Raw genomic sequence first — 15,816 nt, 5'->3', positions numbered from 1 at the left:
CCTTTTAGATATCGATCGACAGCGCTAATCGGCTGCCCTAGGCCATCAGCTGTGTCTTGATTTATGGAAAATTATGTCGGCTTCTTTGACGTATCTAGCCAGGGACGTATGGAGGTAGTTTCGGTGTTACTGACAAGTTTTTGAGGCGGGCGTAGACGGGAATCCCATTTTTATAAGGTGGATAGCTTTCACCTTTAATCAATGGAAGGAAATACTCTTTTGCCTTTTCCGTAATGGAAAAGCCATCTTCGCTAATAAACTCTCTGGGAATAGTCTTTTCAACGTTCGCGACATCTTCCAAATTCACGCTCTCGATTTTCCACGAATAGCGTTTGCCTTTTCCGCGAACAAAACCAGGCATGACGCCATTTTTTCCTTGAATAGCCCATTGTAAAGCTACCCTTCCTGCGGCGTAAGCTTGGTCAACATCGACTGCAGAAGCAATATGTCGAGCGGACCTTTGAAGATAATCTGCTACTGCCCAATGGTATTTATAGCCTAATTTTTGCCGAATCATTCGGGCGAGAGTGGGTGCCATGCCTCCCAGCTGTGTATGACCAAAAACATCGACATCGCTATCTTGGGCTAAAAAGTCACCATTCGCGTATCTGGCTCCTTCAGAGGCAACAATCGCGCAGTGGCCGTATCTTTCAACCGACTCTTTTACTTTCGCTAAGAATTCAGCTTCTTGAAATGGAACCTCTGGCAACAGGATAATGTGAGGTGCATCCCCTTCCTGTTGTGCGGCAACACCAGCTGCAGCTGCGATCCAGCCTGCGTGGCGGCCCATAACCTCTAGAATAAATATCTTTGTGGATGTTGCGGCCATTGAGGCAACATCCATGGATGCTTCTTTGATGGAAGTAACAACATACTTCGCTGCAGATCCAAATCCTGGACTGTTGTCTGTGTGAGGAAGGTCATTGTCGACGGTTTTTGGAATATGGATTGCGTGAATAGGGTAGCCTAGCCACTGTGATACATTGGCAACTTTTAAGCAGGTGTCGGCGCTATCTCCTCCTCCGTTATACAAAAAATAGCGTATGTTGTGCGCTTTGAAGACCTCAATGAGTCGCTCATATTCGCCAATAGATGTCTCGGGGTTTTGTAATTTATATCGACAGGATCCAAATGCACCACCAGGCGTGTGCTTTAAAGCGGCTATGGTTGCAGATGTTTCTTTGCTCGTATCAATAAGATCTTCCGTCAGCGCGCCAAGAATACCGTTTCGTCCAGCGTAGACCTTGCCGACGTCAGCTTTCATGGCGCGTGCTGTTTCGATAACCCCGCATGCGGATGCATTGATAACTGCGGTTACTCCACCAGATTGCGCGTAAAAGACATTGTATTTTGGCATAGGGAGTTTCCATTGGCGTTAGGGGGAGAGGATAGCCAGAAGCTTTTGGCTTCATAATTGGCATCTTTTAATCAGTTTCATTTGATAAATCAATTTTTAGACTCATTATTTTTGCGAGCGCGTGCATACTGCTGCCTACAGCTGGGTGGCTTGCGAATTGCGACAAGCAAATACTGACGTGCTAAGCTCTCGATAAAGTTTTTGAGTGACAGTTATGCATATTCACATTTTGGGTATTTGCGGGACATTTATGGGAAGTATTGCCCAACTCGCAAAGGCCCATGGTTGCAGAGTGACTGGGTGCGACGCGAATGTTTACCCTCCAATGAGCAATCAGCTAGAGCAGGCCGGAATTGAATTGATTGAAGGATTCGGTCTAGAGCAGCTCGCACTGGCTCCCGATCTGTTTGTGATTGGTAATGCCATGAGCCGTGGAAACCCTCTGGTTGAGGCGATTCTCGACAGGGGGCTGCCATATACATCCGGCCCTCAGTGGCTTAGTGAGACCATTTTACGTGACAAGTGGGTCTTGGCTGTTGCTGGCACTCACGGGAAGACTACAACATCCAGCATGCTGGCGTGGATTCTTGAAGATTGCGGTTACAACCCCAGTTATCTCATTGGCGGGGTGCCAACAAATTTTAAAACGTCTGCACGCCTTACGGATAGCACATTTTTTGTTACGGAGGCTGATGAATATGATACGGCGTTTTTTGATAAACGATCAAAATTTGTACACTATCGCTCGCGCACTTTAATCCTTAACAACTTGGAATTTGATCACGCGGATATATTTCCCGATCTGGCTGCCATTGAAACGCAGTTTCACCATCTTGTTCGCACTATCCCGTCACAGGGTCAAATTATCCATCCCGCCAACGATGAATCTCTAAACCGTGTTTTGGCGCGCGGTTGCTGGACGCCAACAGCGGCCATAGGCTTAAGTGGAGACGTTGCCCCATGGAGGGCCGAATTGATAGCGCCGGATGGCAGTCAGTTTGATGTCCTGTTGGAAGGGACGAGTGGTGGCAGAATTACTTGGGATCTAACAGGTTTGCACAACGTCAATAATGGTCTTGCTGCCATTGCTGCTGCCAGGCATGTTGGGGTGACTCTAGAGAAGGCAATCGCAGCGCTTAATAAGTTTTCCGGTGTTAAGCGCCGTATGGAATGTCTCGGAAAGCCAAATGACATTTCTGTATATGATGATTTTGCTCATCATCCGACTGCGATTGCTTCCACCTTAGCAGGGTTGCGAGAGAAGGTTGGTCAGGAATCAATCATTGCTGTGATTGAACCTCGTTCAAATACGATGCGCATGGGAACACACAAGCAGAAGTTGGCGGCAGCAACAGCTGCGGCAGATATCGTTATTTGGTATCAGCCTGAAAATGTCGATTGGGATTTGGGAGCGGTAGTGAATAGCTCTGACGGCAAAGCAATGCTGGCTCGCAGCATTGAGCAAATTGTTTCAGAGGTGGCTGGCACTGCAACACCGGGTAGTCACGTGGTAATTATGTCCAACGGCAGTTTCGGTGGCGTTCATAAACAGATTTTGGAAAGGCTCGGTTGAATTATCAGGACAATGTCGTTATGACAATTTATAAGCAGACATTCACACTGGCGTTAACGGGGGCATCTGGTGCTCAGTATGGTATGCGCTTATTGCAGTGTTTGCTGGCAGCAGACTGCCGAGTTTATTTGTTGCTATCTCGCGCGGCTGAAGTGGTTATCAGCACAGAGTTGAGCTTTGTGTTACCAGAAGACCTGGAAGAGCAACAGAGTTTTCTGTGTGAACGTTACGGGGCCAATGATGATCAATTGATCCTTCTGGAAAGAGAAGATTGGTTTTCACCAGTTGCTTCGGGCTCTGCGTCTCCCCATACGATGATCATCTGCCCGGCAAGCGGGGGCACACTCTCCGCAATTGCAAACGGGGCAAGTAACAATTTGATTGAGCGCGCCGCTGACGTGGCTCTTAAAGAGCGTCGTCAGTTAATTCTAGTTCCTCGTGAGGCGCCGTATTCCGAAATCCATCTGGAAAACATGCTGAAACTGACGCGTCTCGGTGCGACGATCATTCCGGCCAGCCCAGGGTTTTACCATCGTCCTCGAACAATAGAGCATCTTATCGATTTCATTGTGGCTCGTATTCTGGATCACTGTGGTATCGAGCAGGATTTGATGCCAAGGTGGGGGGAGGATTAATAATGGATACGGATTCTGATTGGACATCCCGCCGATTGTTGCCTTTGCAGGGGGGGATTAATTTCCGTGACATTGGGGGCTATCGTTCTGCAGACGGACGCAAGGTCAGATGGGGGAAGGTCTACCGCAGTGGGCATCTCAACAGGCTTACTGATACTGATCGAGTCAAGCTCGCTGACTTGAATTTGACTCAGGTCCATGATTTTCGTCGAGTGGAGGAGCAGCGCCGGACGCCTTCGCAAATCGTCGACGTAGAAATACACGCCGATTATGAACTTTTTATTGGCAGTATCGATCAGTTTTGGGAGTTGCTGCACGCTGGAGAAATGTCTGCAGCCAGAGCTCATGAGCTGGTTGTTTCCGGTTATGCAGATTGCGTTGATGAAGTTGCTCCTGGATATCACCAGATGTTTTTGAGATTGCAGGAAAATGCTGAGGCTGCAAGTCTTATCCATTGTGCTGCGGGCAAAGATCGCACCGGGCTGGCGGCGGCACTTATTCTTCTGGCCTTAGATGTTGCCGAACCTGACGTCATTGGCGATTACATGCTCACTATTCGGTATTTAGATACATCTGAGCTACAGTCATTAATAGAGCGGCGGCTGCGTGAGGCGCAAGTGTCACGCTGGGAAACGACATGGTTGCAGCCGTATTGTTCTGTCCATCAGGATAATATTGAGGCTTTTTTTAATGCAGTTCGGCGCAAATATAGGGATGTTGGTACCTATTTGCGCGAGGCCATCGGGCTTGATGAGTATTTCTTGCGTGAATTTCGCGATGTGTTTTTAGAAGCTTAGTGCGTAAGTAAGTGTCATCTTTCAATCTGAAGCGGGTCTGTTCACGTAAACTGCTTGAGCTTCTGTTTTCAGATCTTTTGCAGTCATTTCACGAGATTTGGTGTCTAAAGGCCGATTTTCCGCCTTAAGGTTTCTACATGGTTAATTTGTTAAGCAGCGTGTATCGCCGTTCCGTTATTGAACATCCCCGAACGGCGCTGCTGTTGGTGGTTGTCCTACTAATCTTAATGGCGGCTGGCCTGCCTCGCTTTAAACTGGACGCCTCGTCGGATTCATTGACGTTAGAGCATGATCAGTCTTTGGATTATTTTCGAGAAATCAGTCAGCGCTATGGCGGCAATGACTTTCTCGTGGTGACGTTCAAGCCAAATCAAGATCTTTTTTCTGATTCGTCCTTGGCAACCCTCAAATCCTTGACCGGAGAGCTGCAAAAGGTACCTGGTGTCGCAAGCACCTTATCGATGCTTGACGCGCCGCTTCTGTACAGTCCTAAGGTGGCGTTAACCCAAATCGGTAATCTCCATACTCTGACAGACCCAAACGTTGATCGTTCTCTGGCGAAGCAGGAGTTCTTAAACAGCCCAATTTACAAAAACCTGCTGCTCGGTCCGGATGGTGAGACCACAGCAATAATGCTGAATTTGGCGGTTGACGATACGTTTATTGACTTGGTTCGTCATCGGGACGCTCTGAGTCTCAAGGAGAGTCAAGAAGGACCTAGCGACACGGAAGCTAAGGAGCTGGAACGCGTCCGCAAAGAGTTTTTGGATTACCGTACCCAAAAAGCCGCCGAGGACCATGCTCGTGTCGAGCAGGTGAGGTCGATTGTCGCCAATTACGAGGACCGAGCTCAGCTATTCGTGGGCGGAGCCTCAATGATTACTGCGGATATGATTAACTTCATTCGCAGTGATCTAAAAGTTTTCGGTATCGGCGTGCTGGCATTTATGGTCGTGATCATGGCTGTTATTTTTCGCCAGAAACGCTTTGTATTTTTGCCGATTGCGACTTGCTTGACGTCTGTCATCATGATGCTCGGGTTTTTGAGTTGGATCGATTGGCGCCTAACCGTCATATCGTCAAACTTTGTCGCCTTGCTTCTCATTATTTCACTCGCGATTACCATCCATTTATTGGTGCGTTATCGAGAATACCACGCCGAAAGCCCGGAGCTCCCACAATCAGAGCTGGTTATGCGGACGGTCTCTTTTATGGCGTTACCGTGTTTTTACACGACGCTGACGACCATGGTCGCCTTTGTCTCGTTAGTGGTGAGTGACATCCGCCCGGTGATCGACTTTGGGTGGATGATGACGATCGGTTTAGCGCTGTCATTTGTGCTGGCGTTTGTCATCATTCCTGCAGGATTAATGATACTGCCAAAGGGAGAGCCCAGAGATAAAGGCGACAACTCTCACGTTTTCACGACGCGCTTTTCCTCCATCACTGAAAGGTTCCCGACCGGTGTCCTAGTCGTTAGCGTATTGTTGGGTATGCTCAGCGTCTATGGCATTTCCAAGCTGGAAGTCGAAAACCGTTTTATTGATTACTTCCACAAAAGTACCGAAATCTATAAAGGTATGTCGGTTATCGATAAAAACCTGGGAGGTACGATCAGCCTGGATATCGTGTTAGATGCGCCGAAAAACTTCTCTGCCGAAGACACCCAAGTAACGCCAGATGCAGTAGATCCTGTGGTATCGGATGACGAATTTGGTGGTGATGCCTTTGCTGATCCCGATCTTTCGACTAGCTCCGCAGCGGAGGACTCTTTTGCCGAGTCCTCTGAAGAAGATCCGTTTGGCGAAAGCGATCCCTTTGGTGGTGATAATCCATTTGCAAGCGCTGACAACAATGCGCCGCAACAAGACAGCTATTGGTTCACGGTTAGCGGGCTACAGCAAATCAAGAAGCTCCACGATTATTTGGATTCACGTCCTGAGATAGGCAAAGTACAGTCACTGGCCATCGCCTATCAGGTCGGATCGGATATTACCGACGGGTCCTTGAATAATTTCGAACTTGCCTTGATGAAACGGTCTCTTCCTGGTGCGATTGAAGATGTGCTCATTAATCCTTACCTCGATGAGAGTATTCATCAGACTCGTATTACGCTGCGAGTAAAAGATACCAGTCCGAATTTGCATCGGGCGCAATTATTGGAAGATATCCATAAGTTCGCTGTTGAAGAGGCCGGCTTCAGCGACGATCAGGTGCACTTTACGGGATTGTTGGTGCTCTATAACAACATGCTCCAGAGCTTATTTAAATCTCAAATAATGACTTTGGGCGCGGTATTTATTGGCATCGCATGTATGTTCGTCGTGCTGTTTAGATCGCTGCCGTTAGCACTGATTGCGATTGTCCCTAATCTTCTCGCCGCTGCTGTCGTACTCGGCGGGATGGGGCTGGCAGGTATTCCGTTGGATATGATGACCATTACCATTGCTGCAATCACAGTGGGTATCGGGGTCGATGATACGATTCATTACATCCATCGATTTAAGACGGAGTTTGGTCGAGACCGGGATTATATCGCCACAATGCATCGCTCCCATGCCTCGATCGGGCGGGCGATGTTCTATACCTCAGTGATTATTATTTTGGGGTTTTCAATCATGGGATTGTCGCGATTTATCCCCACGATCTATTTCGGATTACTGACAGGGCTGGCGATGCTGGCAGCGATATTGGCAGCCTTACTCCTATTGCCCCGATTGATTTTGCTGTTTAAACCCTTTGGGCCTCAGTCATCCTCGGACACTATTCGGTAGCTGAATGACAAATTCTGCTCCGCCGAGAGTGGTTGCCGGGCGAACCTGTAACGCGCCACCATAAGCGCTGATGATATCGGTGGTGATTGCCAGTCCAATGCCCTGTCCGGGTTGGCTGGTGTCGCCTCTGGCGCCTCGATCCAATAGCGTAAGGGACTGATCATTAGGAATACCCTCACCGTCATCGGCAACGGTGACGGTGAGATTATCTCCTGAGGTTTTTGCGTCAATGTGAACCTGAGATTTGCCGTATTTGCAGGCGTTCTCGATTAAGTTGCCCAGTAATTCAAAAAAATCCTGGCTTTCCATTGGATAACTGCAGTTCGTCGGTATTGTCACGCGGAATTGAATGGCTTTGTCGGCGTACACTTTTTCCATGGCCCGACAGAGGCGCTCAGCGATCGGTCGCAGTGGCAGCGCCTGGTGCATTTTCTGATTCGTTTGCACAACAGCTCGCTGTAATTGATGGCGAATGATCGCCGTCATTCGTTCACTCTGACTTTTCAAAATCTCGTGATTCGGCTGTTGGGTTTGAAGTTCCCCCTGCACAATCGCGAGCGGAGTCTTCAGACTGTGGGCAAGATCACTGAGCGTATTTTTATAACGCTCTCTCTGAGCTTGCTCGTTGGCGAGAACTTGGTTGAGGCTATCGGTCAGTGGTCGAATTTCCGCCGGATACTGCCCCTCCAGCTGTCGAAATGATAAATCGGGGAGGGCGCGCACATCCCGAACTAATTGTTTGAGCGGACGCAGTCCCCAGCGCATGATCAATGCCTGAACACTGATTAATCCTAGCGCTAATAAGATCAGGCCGTACCAGAGCTGTTTGCGATAACGAAGTAACTGAGCACGGTAGGTGTCCGTCTCATGAAAAATCTGAAACCTAAGGGGGATGGATTCTCCCTGGGGATCCTCCCAGATTAAGTCATAGGTAAATCGAAACCACCGCTCAACTTGATCAAAATGGCGGCCATTGGTAACAAAAGGGATGCCATCTTCCGGGAGCGGCTGGCTCAATAGGCGCGCGGAGGCCGAACGCCAGCGGCGCTGCCAGTCCGAGGCGCTGGTTTTATCGGGATCGACGGCGATGATTTGCCCATAGAGCCCGGAATCCATCATTGAATAGCGGGGTTCGGGCAATTGCTCGGGAAGCCACAAGTTGCCTTGATCCACTTCGGCGGCTCCCAAAAGAATATAGAGTTGCGATTGAAGCTGCTGTTCTTCGGCGGCCAGAAGATTCTCTTTAAATGCCTGTTCCAACAGCAACCCACTGGCCCCGATAAACAGAGGTAAACACAGCAGGCTGGCGAGAATAAACCGCCCTTGTAAGGAGGTGGATTTGACGGAGACCTCAGGCCTGATACTCAAAGCGGTAACCCTGGCCGCGTACGGTATGGATAAATTTGGTGTCGCGCTCCAGTTTTTTCCGCAGGCGACCAATAAAGACTTCGATGGTGTTGCTGTCCCGTTCGAAGTCTTGCGCGTATAGATATTCTGTCAGCTCGGATTTAGAGATGACTTTGCCCTTATGTCTGGCCAAATACTCTAGCATATTGAACTCATAGCTGGTGAGTTCGAGACGCTGCCCGTCGAGAGAGACTTCCTTCTTGTCATAATCGAGTGTCAGCGGGCCAAAGGTCCACACATTGGTCGACTGACCCGCTGAACGTCTCAGCAGTGCACGGACTCGAGCTTGCAATTCCTCGAGATGAAAGGGCTTGGTGAGATAGTCATCGGCTCCGGCCTCCAGTCCTTCCACTTTATCCTGCCAGTCGCCGCGAGCGGTCAGAATCAAAATTGGAAAATGCTTGTCTTTGGAGCGAATCTGTCGGATTAACTCTATGCCGTCAATTTCCGGTAAGCCAAGATCAATGATCGCCAAGTCGTACATAAACTCTTCAGCAAAATACAGACCTTCGCGCCCGTCGCTGGCGCTGTCGACGCGGTACTCCTGTGCTTCCAGGCATTGACGAATCTGGCTTTGCAGTTGTTTTTCATCTTCGACAATCAGAAGATTCATAGGTATTCCTCTGCCATTTCGCAGCGTTTACATTGTTTCCTAGTTCCTGGGTGGCGCCTCTGCTGGGCTTATCCAGGCTCATCGGTTTACTGCGCCTTGATGGTGACGTAATTGACTTTGCCCTCGTGAAGGATCTTCACCTGGTAGTGCCCATCGACACGTTTGACACTCAGAACCTTGCCTGGGTGCCTCTGTCGGGCTAATTCCGCCGCGTGGCGAGCGTCTCTGGCGGCTTCTTGAGCGGAGGCGATGGACGGCGCGCCTAGGCTCATTACCAGCAGCAGACCGATCAGCAAGTGGCGAAACATAATATTGGGCTCCGGAAGGCTCATATTGGAATTGGCAGAGGCAATATCGCCGTCTTTCGACAACAACTCAAGTCGTCGCCAGTTGTAGTAAAGCACAAATGGGATGCGAATCTGAATGAAACTGGCGAGTTTTTGATGGTGGCGCTTCCTTGGGGATAAAAGAACTAAATGTTTGAGTTTTAACGATATCCTATCGAGGGTAAACTGAACGCTCGCTTAACCACTGAAATCCGCTTGATGGCTGAACTTGACCTCTTTCCTCTATCGACGACGCTCTTTCCTCAGCAAATGCTCAATTTGCAGATATTCGAACAGCGCTATCTCGATTTGGTGGCGCGCTGCCAGCGCAATGATGTGGGGTTCGGTATTGTCCAGATTCGAGAGGGGCGGGAAGTGGGTGAAGTTCCCCAGGTATTTCAAGTCGGTGTGGAAGCCAAGATCCTAGACTGCCGTGATAAGGGTAACGGTATGCTGGCTCTCAGTGTGCTCGGCAATCGTAAGTTCACCCTTCAGCAAAGTCGAGTCGGGCCAGACAATTTACTGGTCGGAGACGTAACTTGGTTGGCAGCTGAGCCTGAAATAGAGGTGGATGCCCGTTATCAAAATCTCGTCGATCTCTTTCAGCAGTTGATGCAGCATCCCGCCATCACGGAGCTGGATTTCCTACCGGCGGAGCACGCCAGTCTGCTCGGCTGGCAACTCAGTCGCCTGCTGCCTTTGAGCAATCCAGAGAAAATCGCATTGTTAGCTCTGGGCGATCCAGAAGCACGTCTGGATGAGCTGCAAGTGCTGCTTCACAAGCTTTAGTATACGGTCGCTGAGTCGTCACAATACCTAGGGCCTGTTTATCGTCCTCCCTAGGTACCGGCTGGATCTTACGGTCGACACGAGTATAATCCTCGCCCCGCGTACCGGCGGAGCTGGTGAGTCTTTCATTCAGGAATTAATCGGTTAACTGCTATGACATCCGATGCGTTGTTATCAACACCTCTCTACGAGCTGCACGTAGAAGCTGGTGCCAAACTGGTTCCATTTGCTGGCTATAACATGCCTGTATCTTATCCCTTAGGAATCAAAGCAGAACACATTCATACCCGTGCCAGAGCCGGGCTTTTCGACGTGTCTCATATGGGGCAAGCGCTGGTGAGTGGCGCGGAAGCCATCGCTGATCTTGAGCGTCTGCTGCCAATCGACGCCGCAGGACTCTTGCCAGGCCAGTGTACCTACGCCTTCTTTGCCAATGAAGAGGGCGGCGTCATCGATGACCTCATCGTAACTCGCCAGAATGCGGATACCTTCGTCTTGGTCTACAACGCTGCGTGTAAGGAAAAAGACGAGGCACATGTGCGATCGCATTTGTCGGCTTCGACAGAATTTACGCCGCTCGACGACAGGGCCCTGTTGGCACTGCAGGGGCCACTGTCTGCCAGTGTACTGTTGCCGTTCGCGCCCAAAGCGTGTGAGTTACTGTTTATGCAGGGTGGAAGCTTTGAAATAGACGGTGTCACCTGTTTTGTCACGCGTACAGGCTATACCGGGGAAGATGGTTTTGAAATCTCCATTCCTGCGACGGCTGCTCTGAAACTTGCCCAGATGCTGTTACAGCATGCCGATGTTGAGTGGATTGGCCTCGGTGCCAGAGACAGCCTGAGGCTCGAAGCGGGTTTGTGTCTCTACGGCCACGACATGGATGAATCTCGCTCGCCGATTGATGCCGGGCTCTGGTGGGCGGTTCACAAAAGCCGACGTCCAGGAGCGGACAAGGCGGGAGGTTTTATTGGCGCCGATGCTATTTTTGCCCGTCGCGATACTGGCGCAGCACAAAAGCGGGTCGGTTTTCTTGTGGATGGAAAAGCGCCAATTCGCGAGGGGGTGGAACTGTTTAACGACGCTGAAGAGTGCATTGGCATTGTGACCAGTGGTGGTTTTGCCCCGAGTTTGGCGGCACCGATTGCCATGGGCTACGTTGACACGCCGCTGGCCGTGCCCGGTAGCCGTGTATTTGCGTCCTTGCGGGGAAAACTGCGGCCGTTAACGGTCGCGCCTGCGCTTTTTGTACCTCACCGATATTTCAGGGGCTAGTGGTCGCTAGCTTCCTGCCTACGATGTCTGCAGTTTTGCAGCGTTATTATCCAAATTGCACATCAATACTGAACGAACAGGGTTTGTTATGGAATATTCTGCCGATAGTGATTTTCAAACACGTCACATTGGCCCATCTGCGGCGGAACAACAACAGATGTTGGAGACACTTGGCTTTCAATCTCTGGATAACTTTTTAAGGGCCGTCGTCCCTGAGAATATCCGTAACGCCGAACCCTTAGCGACAGGTGCAGCGTGTTCCGAAACTCACGCGCTCACCCAGCTGCGTGAAATCGCGACAAAGAACCAAGTGCGTCATAGCTATATTGGTCAAGGTTACTATGGCACCATCACGCCGCCGGTAATTCTGCGAAACATTCTTGAAAATCCAGCTTGGTACACGGCTTATACACCTTATCAGCCGGAAATTTCACAAGGGCGCTTGGAAGCACTTCTGAACTTCCAAACCATGATTTGTGAGCTTACGGGAATGGAGCTCGCAAACGCCTCAATGTTGGACGAAGCCACGGCGGCAGCTGAGGCGATGACTTTGTGTCAGCGGGTGAGCAAGTCTAAATCAAACGTCTTTTTTGTGGACGAACAATGTTTACCTCAAACGCTGTCGGTGTTGCAGACGCGAGCGGAGCCTCTCGGCATAGAGCTTCACGTAGCACCTATTGCGCACATCGACGACAGCGATTGTTTCGGCGCCTTATTGCAGTACCCGGGTGTTGACGGAGGCATTGCTGATCTTAAACCTGCTATTGATGCCGCCAAAAGCAAAAAGGCGTTGGTTGCAGTTGCAGCCGATCTAATGGCATTGACCTTACTGGTTGCACCGGGTGAATTGGGCGCTGATGTCGTGGTTGGTAGTGCGCAGCGGTTCGGTGTTCCCATGGGGTTTGGCGGACCTCACGCCGGTTATATGGCGACCCGTGATGCTCACAAACGCTCACTGCCTGGGCGACTCGTCGGGATGTCAAAAGATGCTCAGGGAAATCCCGCTTTACGGTTGGCGCTACAAACCCGCGAGCAGCATATTCGCCGGGAGAAGGCGACATCGAACATTTGTACTGCGCAGGTTCTGCTGGCTGTCATGGCAAGTATGTATGCCGTGTATCACGGTCCAGATGGACTCAAAAAAATAGCCCAGCGGATACACCTGCTCACCTGTCGCCTTGCTCAAGCCCTGACTGCGGTTGGCATCGCTCGAGTGAACGACTCTGCTTTTGATACCCTGACCTTGGCAACAGGCTCAGAAACGGATGGCATTCTTCAAAAAGCGGCTGCCAAAGGCTTGAATTTTAGACGTGTTAATTCTGAGCATATTGGCATCAGTTTGGATGAAAGTGTCACAGAACCGGATTTGGAAAATATTGCGGCGTGTTTTGATGCACCTTTACCCAGCGAGAGAAATCTAGACAGCTTACTGCCACTGGACTTGAAGCGCCAGAGCGCTTTTTTGACCAACCCGGTGTTCAATACCCATCATTCTGAAACCGAAATGCTGCGCTATTTGCGGCAACTGTCGGATAAGGACTTGGCGCTGGATCGCTCGATGATCCCTCTTGGATCCTGCACCATGAAATTGAACGCAACGGCGGAGATGATTCCCGTTACCTGGCCTGAGTTCGCCAATCTGCACCCTCTTGTCCCGGCAGAGCAGGCGAGCGGCTATGCACAATTGGATCAGGAATTGCGGACCTGGCTGTGTGACATAACCGGGTATGATGATATTTCTTTCCAACCCAATGCGGGCTCTCAAGGAGAGTATGCCGGCTTGCTGGCGATTCGAAATTACCACCGTTCTCAGGGGCAGGGCCACCGTAATATTTGTTTGATTCCCAGTTCTGCCCACGGTACCAACCCGGCCTCTGCACAAATGTGCGGTATGAAGGTCGTGGTTACGGCGTGCGATAGAAGCGGCAATATTGATATTGAAGATCTGCGTCGTAAAGCGGAACAGCACAGTGATTCCCTCGCTGCCATTATGATTACCTATCCTTCAACGCACGGCGTGTTTGAAGAGAGCGTTCGTCAGGTGTGTGAGATTGTCCATGCTCACGGGGGGCAGGTCTATATTGATGGTGCGAACCTCAACGCCATGGTTGGATTGTGCAAGCCCGGTGAGTTTGGAGGCGATGTCAGCCACCTAAATCTACATAAAACATTTTGTATTCCACACGGTGGCGGTGGACCCGGTGTTGGGCCAGTCGCCGTAAAAGCACATCTGGCAGAATTTCTGCCGGGCCACCTGTCAATGGAAAATACGTCTGGAGCCGTCTCCGCTGCCGCCTTGGGGAGTGCCAGCATCCTGCCGATAACCTGGATGTATCTGCGCATGATGGGCTCTATTGGCTTACAGAACGCTTCAGAAGTTGCAATTTTAAATGCCAATTACATTGCGCGACGTCTTTCTGGTGTCTTTCCAATCCTCTACACCGGAGCAAATGGACTGGTCGCACACGAGTGCATCGTTGACCTGCGTCCGATTAAAGATGCGACGGGGGTGGATGTGGAAGATGTGGCCAAACGATTGATTGATTTCGGATTTCACGCGCCGACGATGTCGTTTCCCGTCGCAGGAACTCTGATGATCGAACCGACTGAGAGTGAAAGCCTGTTTGAGCTGGATCGCTTCTGCGATGCCATGTTGGCCATTGCCGAGGAAATTGATCAGGTACGTCGCGGCCTGGTCGAGTTAGCCGACAGCCCGCTGGTAAATGCTCCGCACACGGCCGAATTGGCAACGGCAGACGAGTGGCCTTTCGCGTATTCTCGATCTCAGGCGGTCTATCCTGTAGAAAGCCTCAAGAATGCCAAATATTGGCCTCCGGTGGGCCGAGTAGATAATGTCTATGGTGATAGAAATCTGACTTGCTCGTGTCCTCCTTTATCGGCGTACGAGTAAAAATTCGCAAAAGCTTAAGTGTCTATCCAGCGAAGGCTTGTAATAGCTGGAAAATGGCCTCTCAGTAACCTGTAAGGGTATCTGAAACGCAGGAGAGAAGGGGTGAGACGTGCGCAAGTCGTTTAGATTGCGCTTATTTCGACGTCTTTTCTCTGGACCTCGGAGAGTCGTTCCCCGTGGGTTTGTGCCCAGCGCCGAAAATTTTTAATGGCGTATTCATTGTGTCTGTCTTGCTGATAAACCAGATAGTAATTCTTATCCAGTAACAACTCCCGCTGGCAGACCTTGACCAGTGTGCCGTCTTCAATATCTTTTTGTACCAGATAGCGGGGCAGTATACTGGAACCGGTTCCGCTTTTAACCACCTCGTAGAGCAGCATCAAAGTTTCATAGTGACTGCCTTTGAACTGGGCGATCTCCGCGTCGGTTTTACCCAGGGCACACAACCACATAGTGGTGGTAGAAATGGGATTGTCGTGGTGCAAAAACGGCAGTTCCAGCACACTGTGCATATCGTTACTGCAGTGGCGATTGCGCATCAGGCGCGGTGACGCCACGGCGACCAGGTGTTCGTGTCGTAAAAAATCCGAGCGGCAATCTTCCCAGTGGCCATCGCCAAAAAGTATGGCGAAGTCATAACGGCGCATGCTGCGACTGGCGGCAACAAAATCCGTACACAGGTCCACTTGAATATCCGGATAGAGAGCGTTGAACTCATTGATGCGTGGCGCCAGCCAACGCAGTGCCATGGTGGGTTCGGTGACCACTTTGAGTTTGTAACGGTGACTGTGAACCGGGTTGACTGAAAACTGCTCCGTGACGTGATCGAGTCGGGCGAGAATTTCCCGCACCTCCTGGGCGAACTGCTCTCCCACTGGAGTCAAGGTTAGCTCCCCATCAAAGCGTTCGAAGAGCCGACGGCCCATGTGTTCTTCCAGACTCTTGATCTGTTTACTCACTGCGCTTTGTGTCATGTGCAGGGTTTTACCTGCTCTGGTCATATTGAGGTGTTGGGAGACCGCATCAAAGCATTGCAAGGTGGTGATCTTGGGTAAATTACGTCGCATCGCGCATCCTGGCATTGTCATAATTGCGCCCAAATCTGGGGCATAAAAATAGGCAAAACGCAGGTATTTCCTGCTTTTATCAGATTTAGCAATTGTTATTCCCTTTCGAAAAAGGCGACATATCGCAACTTTACCGAGACTAAGACTCACTACCCTTAATGGTGCAACGGCGTGGGCGCTCTTGTGGCATTCCATTCGGGAATGGGGGGTGTCTATTTAGTTGTTTCGCGATCTCTGTCACTGGCCCTAAAGTTGAAATCGCACGACTTGCGGAGCTCCGCGAGTAGAGCGT

Annotated in this window: 12 protein-coding genes; 7 read left to right on the top strand and 5 right to left on the bottom strand. The window is 50.4% G+C overall.

Annotated features, from left to right (window positions below; all coding sequences use genetic code 11):
• Nucleotides 1-94: 94 nt before the first annotated feature.
• Nucleotides 95-1,357 (bottom strand): 6-phosphofructokinase, encoded by a 1,263-nt coding sequence (locus ACXAFR_RS24725; RefSeq protein ID WP_475182184.1) that lies wholly within the window; start codon nucleotides 1,355-1,357, stop codon nucleotides 95-97.
• 214 nt (nucleotides 1,358-1,571) lie between these two features.
• Here ACXAFR_RS24725 and mpl point away from each other — a divergent pair, with 214 nt between their 5' ends.
• The 4 genes from mpl (at nucleotide 1,572) to ACXAFR_RS24705 (ending at nucleotide 7,136) form a co-directional block, all read left to right on the top strand.
• The gene (mpl, locus tag ACXAFR_RS24720) at nucleotides 1,572-2,930 is read left to right on the top strand and encodes a UDP-N-acetylmuramate:L-alanyl-gamma-D-glutamyl-meso-diaminopimelate ligase (protein ID WP_475182182.1); all 1,359 of its coding nucleotides are present in this window, start codon (nucleotides 1,572-1,574) and stop codon (nucleotides 2,928-2,930) included.
• 20 nt (nucleotides 2,931-2,950) lie between these two features.
• Nucleotides 2,951-3,565, top strand: coding sequence for a flavin prenyltransferase UbiX (locus ACXAFR_RS24715; RefSeq protein ID WP_475182179.1), 615 nt, complete (start codon nucleotides 2,951-2,953; stop codon nucleotides 3,563-3,565).
• 2 nt (nucleotides 3,566-3,567) lie between these two features.
• Nucleotides 3,568-4,362: a tyrosine-protein phosphatase gene (locus ACXAFR_RS24710; RefSeq protein WP_475182178.1), complete on the top strand. Its 795-nt coding sequence runs from the start codon at nucleotides 3,568-3,570 to the stop codon at nucleotides 4,360-4,362.
• 137 nt (nucleotides 4,363-4,499) lie between these two features.
• Nucleotides 4,500-7,136 carry an efflux RND transporter permease subunit gene (locus ACXAFR_RS24705; RefSeq protein ID WP_475182175.1) on the top strand — a complete coding sequence of 879 codons (2,637 nt, stop codon included), beginning with the start codon at nucleotides 4,500-4,502 and terminating at the stop codon, nucleotides 7,134-7,136.
• Here the strand turns inward: ACXAFR_RS24705 and ACXAFR_RS24700 are convergent.
• From ACXAFR_RS24700 to ACXAFR_RS24690, 3 genes are all read right to left on the bottom strand, one after another.
• Complete coding sequence (locus tag ACXAFR_RS24700; RefSeq protein WP_475182174.1) at nucleotides 7,113-8,504, bottom strand: ATP-binding protein; 1,392 nt, start codon at nucleotides 8,502-8,504, stop codon at nucleotides 7,113-7,115. The two genes, ACXAFR_RS24705 and ACXAFR_RS24700, sit on opposite strands and share 24 nt — an antisense overlap.
• Nucleotides 8,488-9,156: a response regulator transcription factor gene (locus ACXAFR_RS24695; protein ID WP_475182173.1), complete on the bottom strand. Its 669-nt coding sequence runs from the start codon at nucleotides 9,154-9,156 to the stop codon at nucleotides 8,488-8,490. Before ACXAFR_RS24695 ends, ACXAFR_RS24700 begins: the two co-directional genes overlap by 17 nt.
• Nucleotides 9,157-9,242: 86 nt before the next feature.
• Nucleotides 9,243-9,560: a PepSY domain-containing protein gene (locus tag ACXAFR_RS24690; RefSeq protein ID WP_475182171.1), complete on the bottom strand. Its 318-nt coding sequence runs from the start codon at nucleotides 9,558-9,560 to the stop codon at nucleotides 9,243-9,245.
• A 141-nt stretch (nucleotides 9,561-9,701) separates the two neighbouring features.
• Here ACXAFR_RS24690 and ACXAFR_RS24685 point away from each other — a divergent pair, with 141 nt between their 5' ends.
• The 3 genes from ACXAFR_RS24685 to gcvP all read left to right on the top strand — a co-directional run bounded on the left by ACXAFR_RS24685 (nucleotide 9,702) and on the right by gcvP (nucleotide 14,457).
• Entirely contained in the window at nucleotides 9,702-10,271 is a 570-nt protein-coding gene (locus tag ACXAFR_RS24685; RefSeq protein ID WP_475182169.1) for an LON peptidase substrate-binding domain-containing protein, read from the top strand.
• Between the two features lie 153 nt (nucleotides 10,272-10,424).
• Nucleotides 10,425-11,546 carry a glycine cleavage system aminomethyltransferase GcvT gene (gcvT, locus tag ACXAFR_RS24680; protein ID WP_475182167.1) on the top strand — a complete coding sequence of 374 codons (1,122 nt, stop codon included), beginning with the start codon at nucleotides 10,425-10,427 and terminating at the stop codon, nucleotides 11,544-11,546.
• Between the two features lie 88 nt (nucleotides 11,547-11,634).
• Nucleotides 11,635-14,457 carry an aminomethyl-transferring glycine dehydrogenase gene (gene gcvP / locus ACXAFR_RS24675; RefSeq protein WP_475182165.1) on the top strand — a complete coding sequence of 941 codons (2,823 nt, stop codon included), beginning with the start codon at nucleotides 11,635-11,637 and terminating at the stop codon, nucleotides 14,455-14,457.
• A 122-nt stretch (nucleotides 14,458-14,579) separates the two neighbouring features.
• On the opposite strand, the gene ACXAFR_RS24670 is transcribed toward gcvP, so the two are convergent.
• The gene (locus tag ACXAFR_RS24670) at nucleotides 14,580-15,524 is read right to left on the bottom strand and encodes a LysR substrate-binding domain-containing protein (RefSeq protein ID WP_475182164.1); all 945 of its coding nucleotides are present in this window, start codon (nucleotides 15,522-15,524) and stop codon (nucleotides 14,580-14,582) included.
• Nucleotides 15,525-15,816: the final 292 nt, after the last annotated feature.

It is taken from the genome of Pseudomaricurvus sp. ABR4_320 (assembly GCF_056159445.1).
This window is presented reverse-complemented; position numbering and strand designations above follow the sequence as displayed.

What these genes read in the sequence shown, in the direction of transcription:
- gcvT (WP_475182167.1), top strand. Translation starts at nt 10,425, where the DNA reads ATGACATCCGATGCGTTGTTATCAACACCTCTCTACGAGCTGCACGTA.
- gcvP (WP_475182165.1), top strand. Translation starts at nt 11,635, where the DNA reads ATGGAATATTCTGCCGATAGTGATTTTCAAACACGTCACATTGGCCCA.
- ACXAFR_RS24670 (WP_475182164.1), bottom strand. Translation starts at nt 15,524, where the DNA reads ATGCGACGTAATTTACCCAAGATCACCACCTTGCAATGCTTTGATGCG.
- mpl (WP_475182182.1), top strand. Translation starts at nt 1,572, where the DNA reads ATGCATATTCACATTTTGGGTATTTGCGGGACATTTATGGGAAGTATT.
- ACXAFR_RS24695 (WP_475182173.1), bottom strand. Translation starts at nt 9,156, where the DNA reads ATGAATCTTCTGATTGTCGAAGATGAAAAACAACTGCAAAGCCAGATT.
- ACXAFR_RS24710 (WP_475182178.1), top strand. Translation starts at nt 3,568, where the DNA reads ATGGATACGGATTCTGATTGGACATCCCGCCGATTGTTGCCTTTGCAG.
- ACXAFR_RS24715 (WP_475182179.1), top strand. Translation starts at nt 2,951, where the DNA reads ATGACAATTTATAAGCAGACATTCACACTGGCGTTAACGGGGGCATCT.
- ACXAFR_RS24725 (WP_475182184.1), bottom strand. Translation starts at nt 1,357, where the DNA reads ATGCCAAAATACAATGTCTTTTACGCGCAATCTGGTGGAGTAACCGCA.
- ACXAFR_RS24705 (WP_475182175.1), top strand. Translation starts at nt 4,500, where the DNA reads ATGGTTAATTTGTTAAGCAGCGTGTATCGCCGTTCCGTTATTGAACAT.
- ACXAFR_RS24685 (WP_475182169.1), top strand. Translation starts at nt 9,702, where the DNA reads ATGGCTGAACTTGACCTCTTTCCTCTATCGACGACGCTCTTTCCTCAG.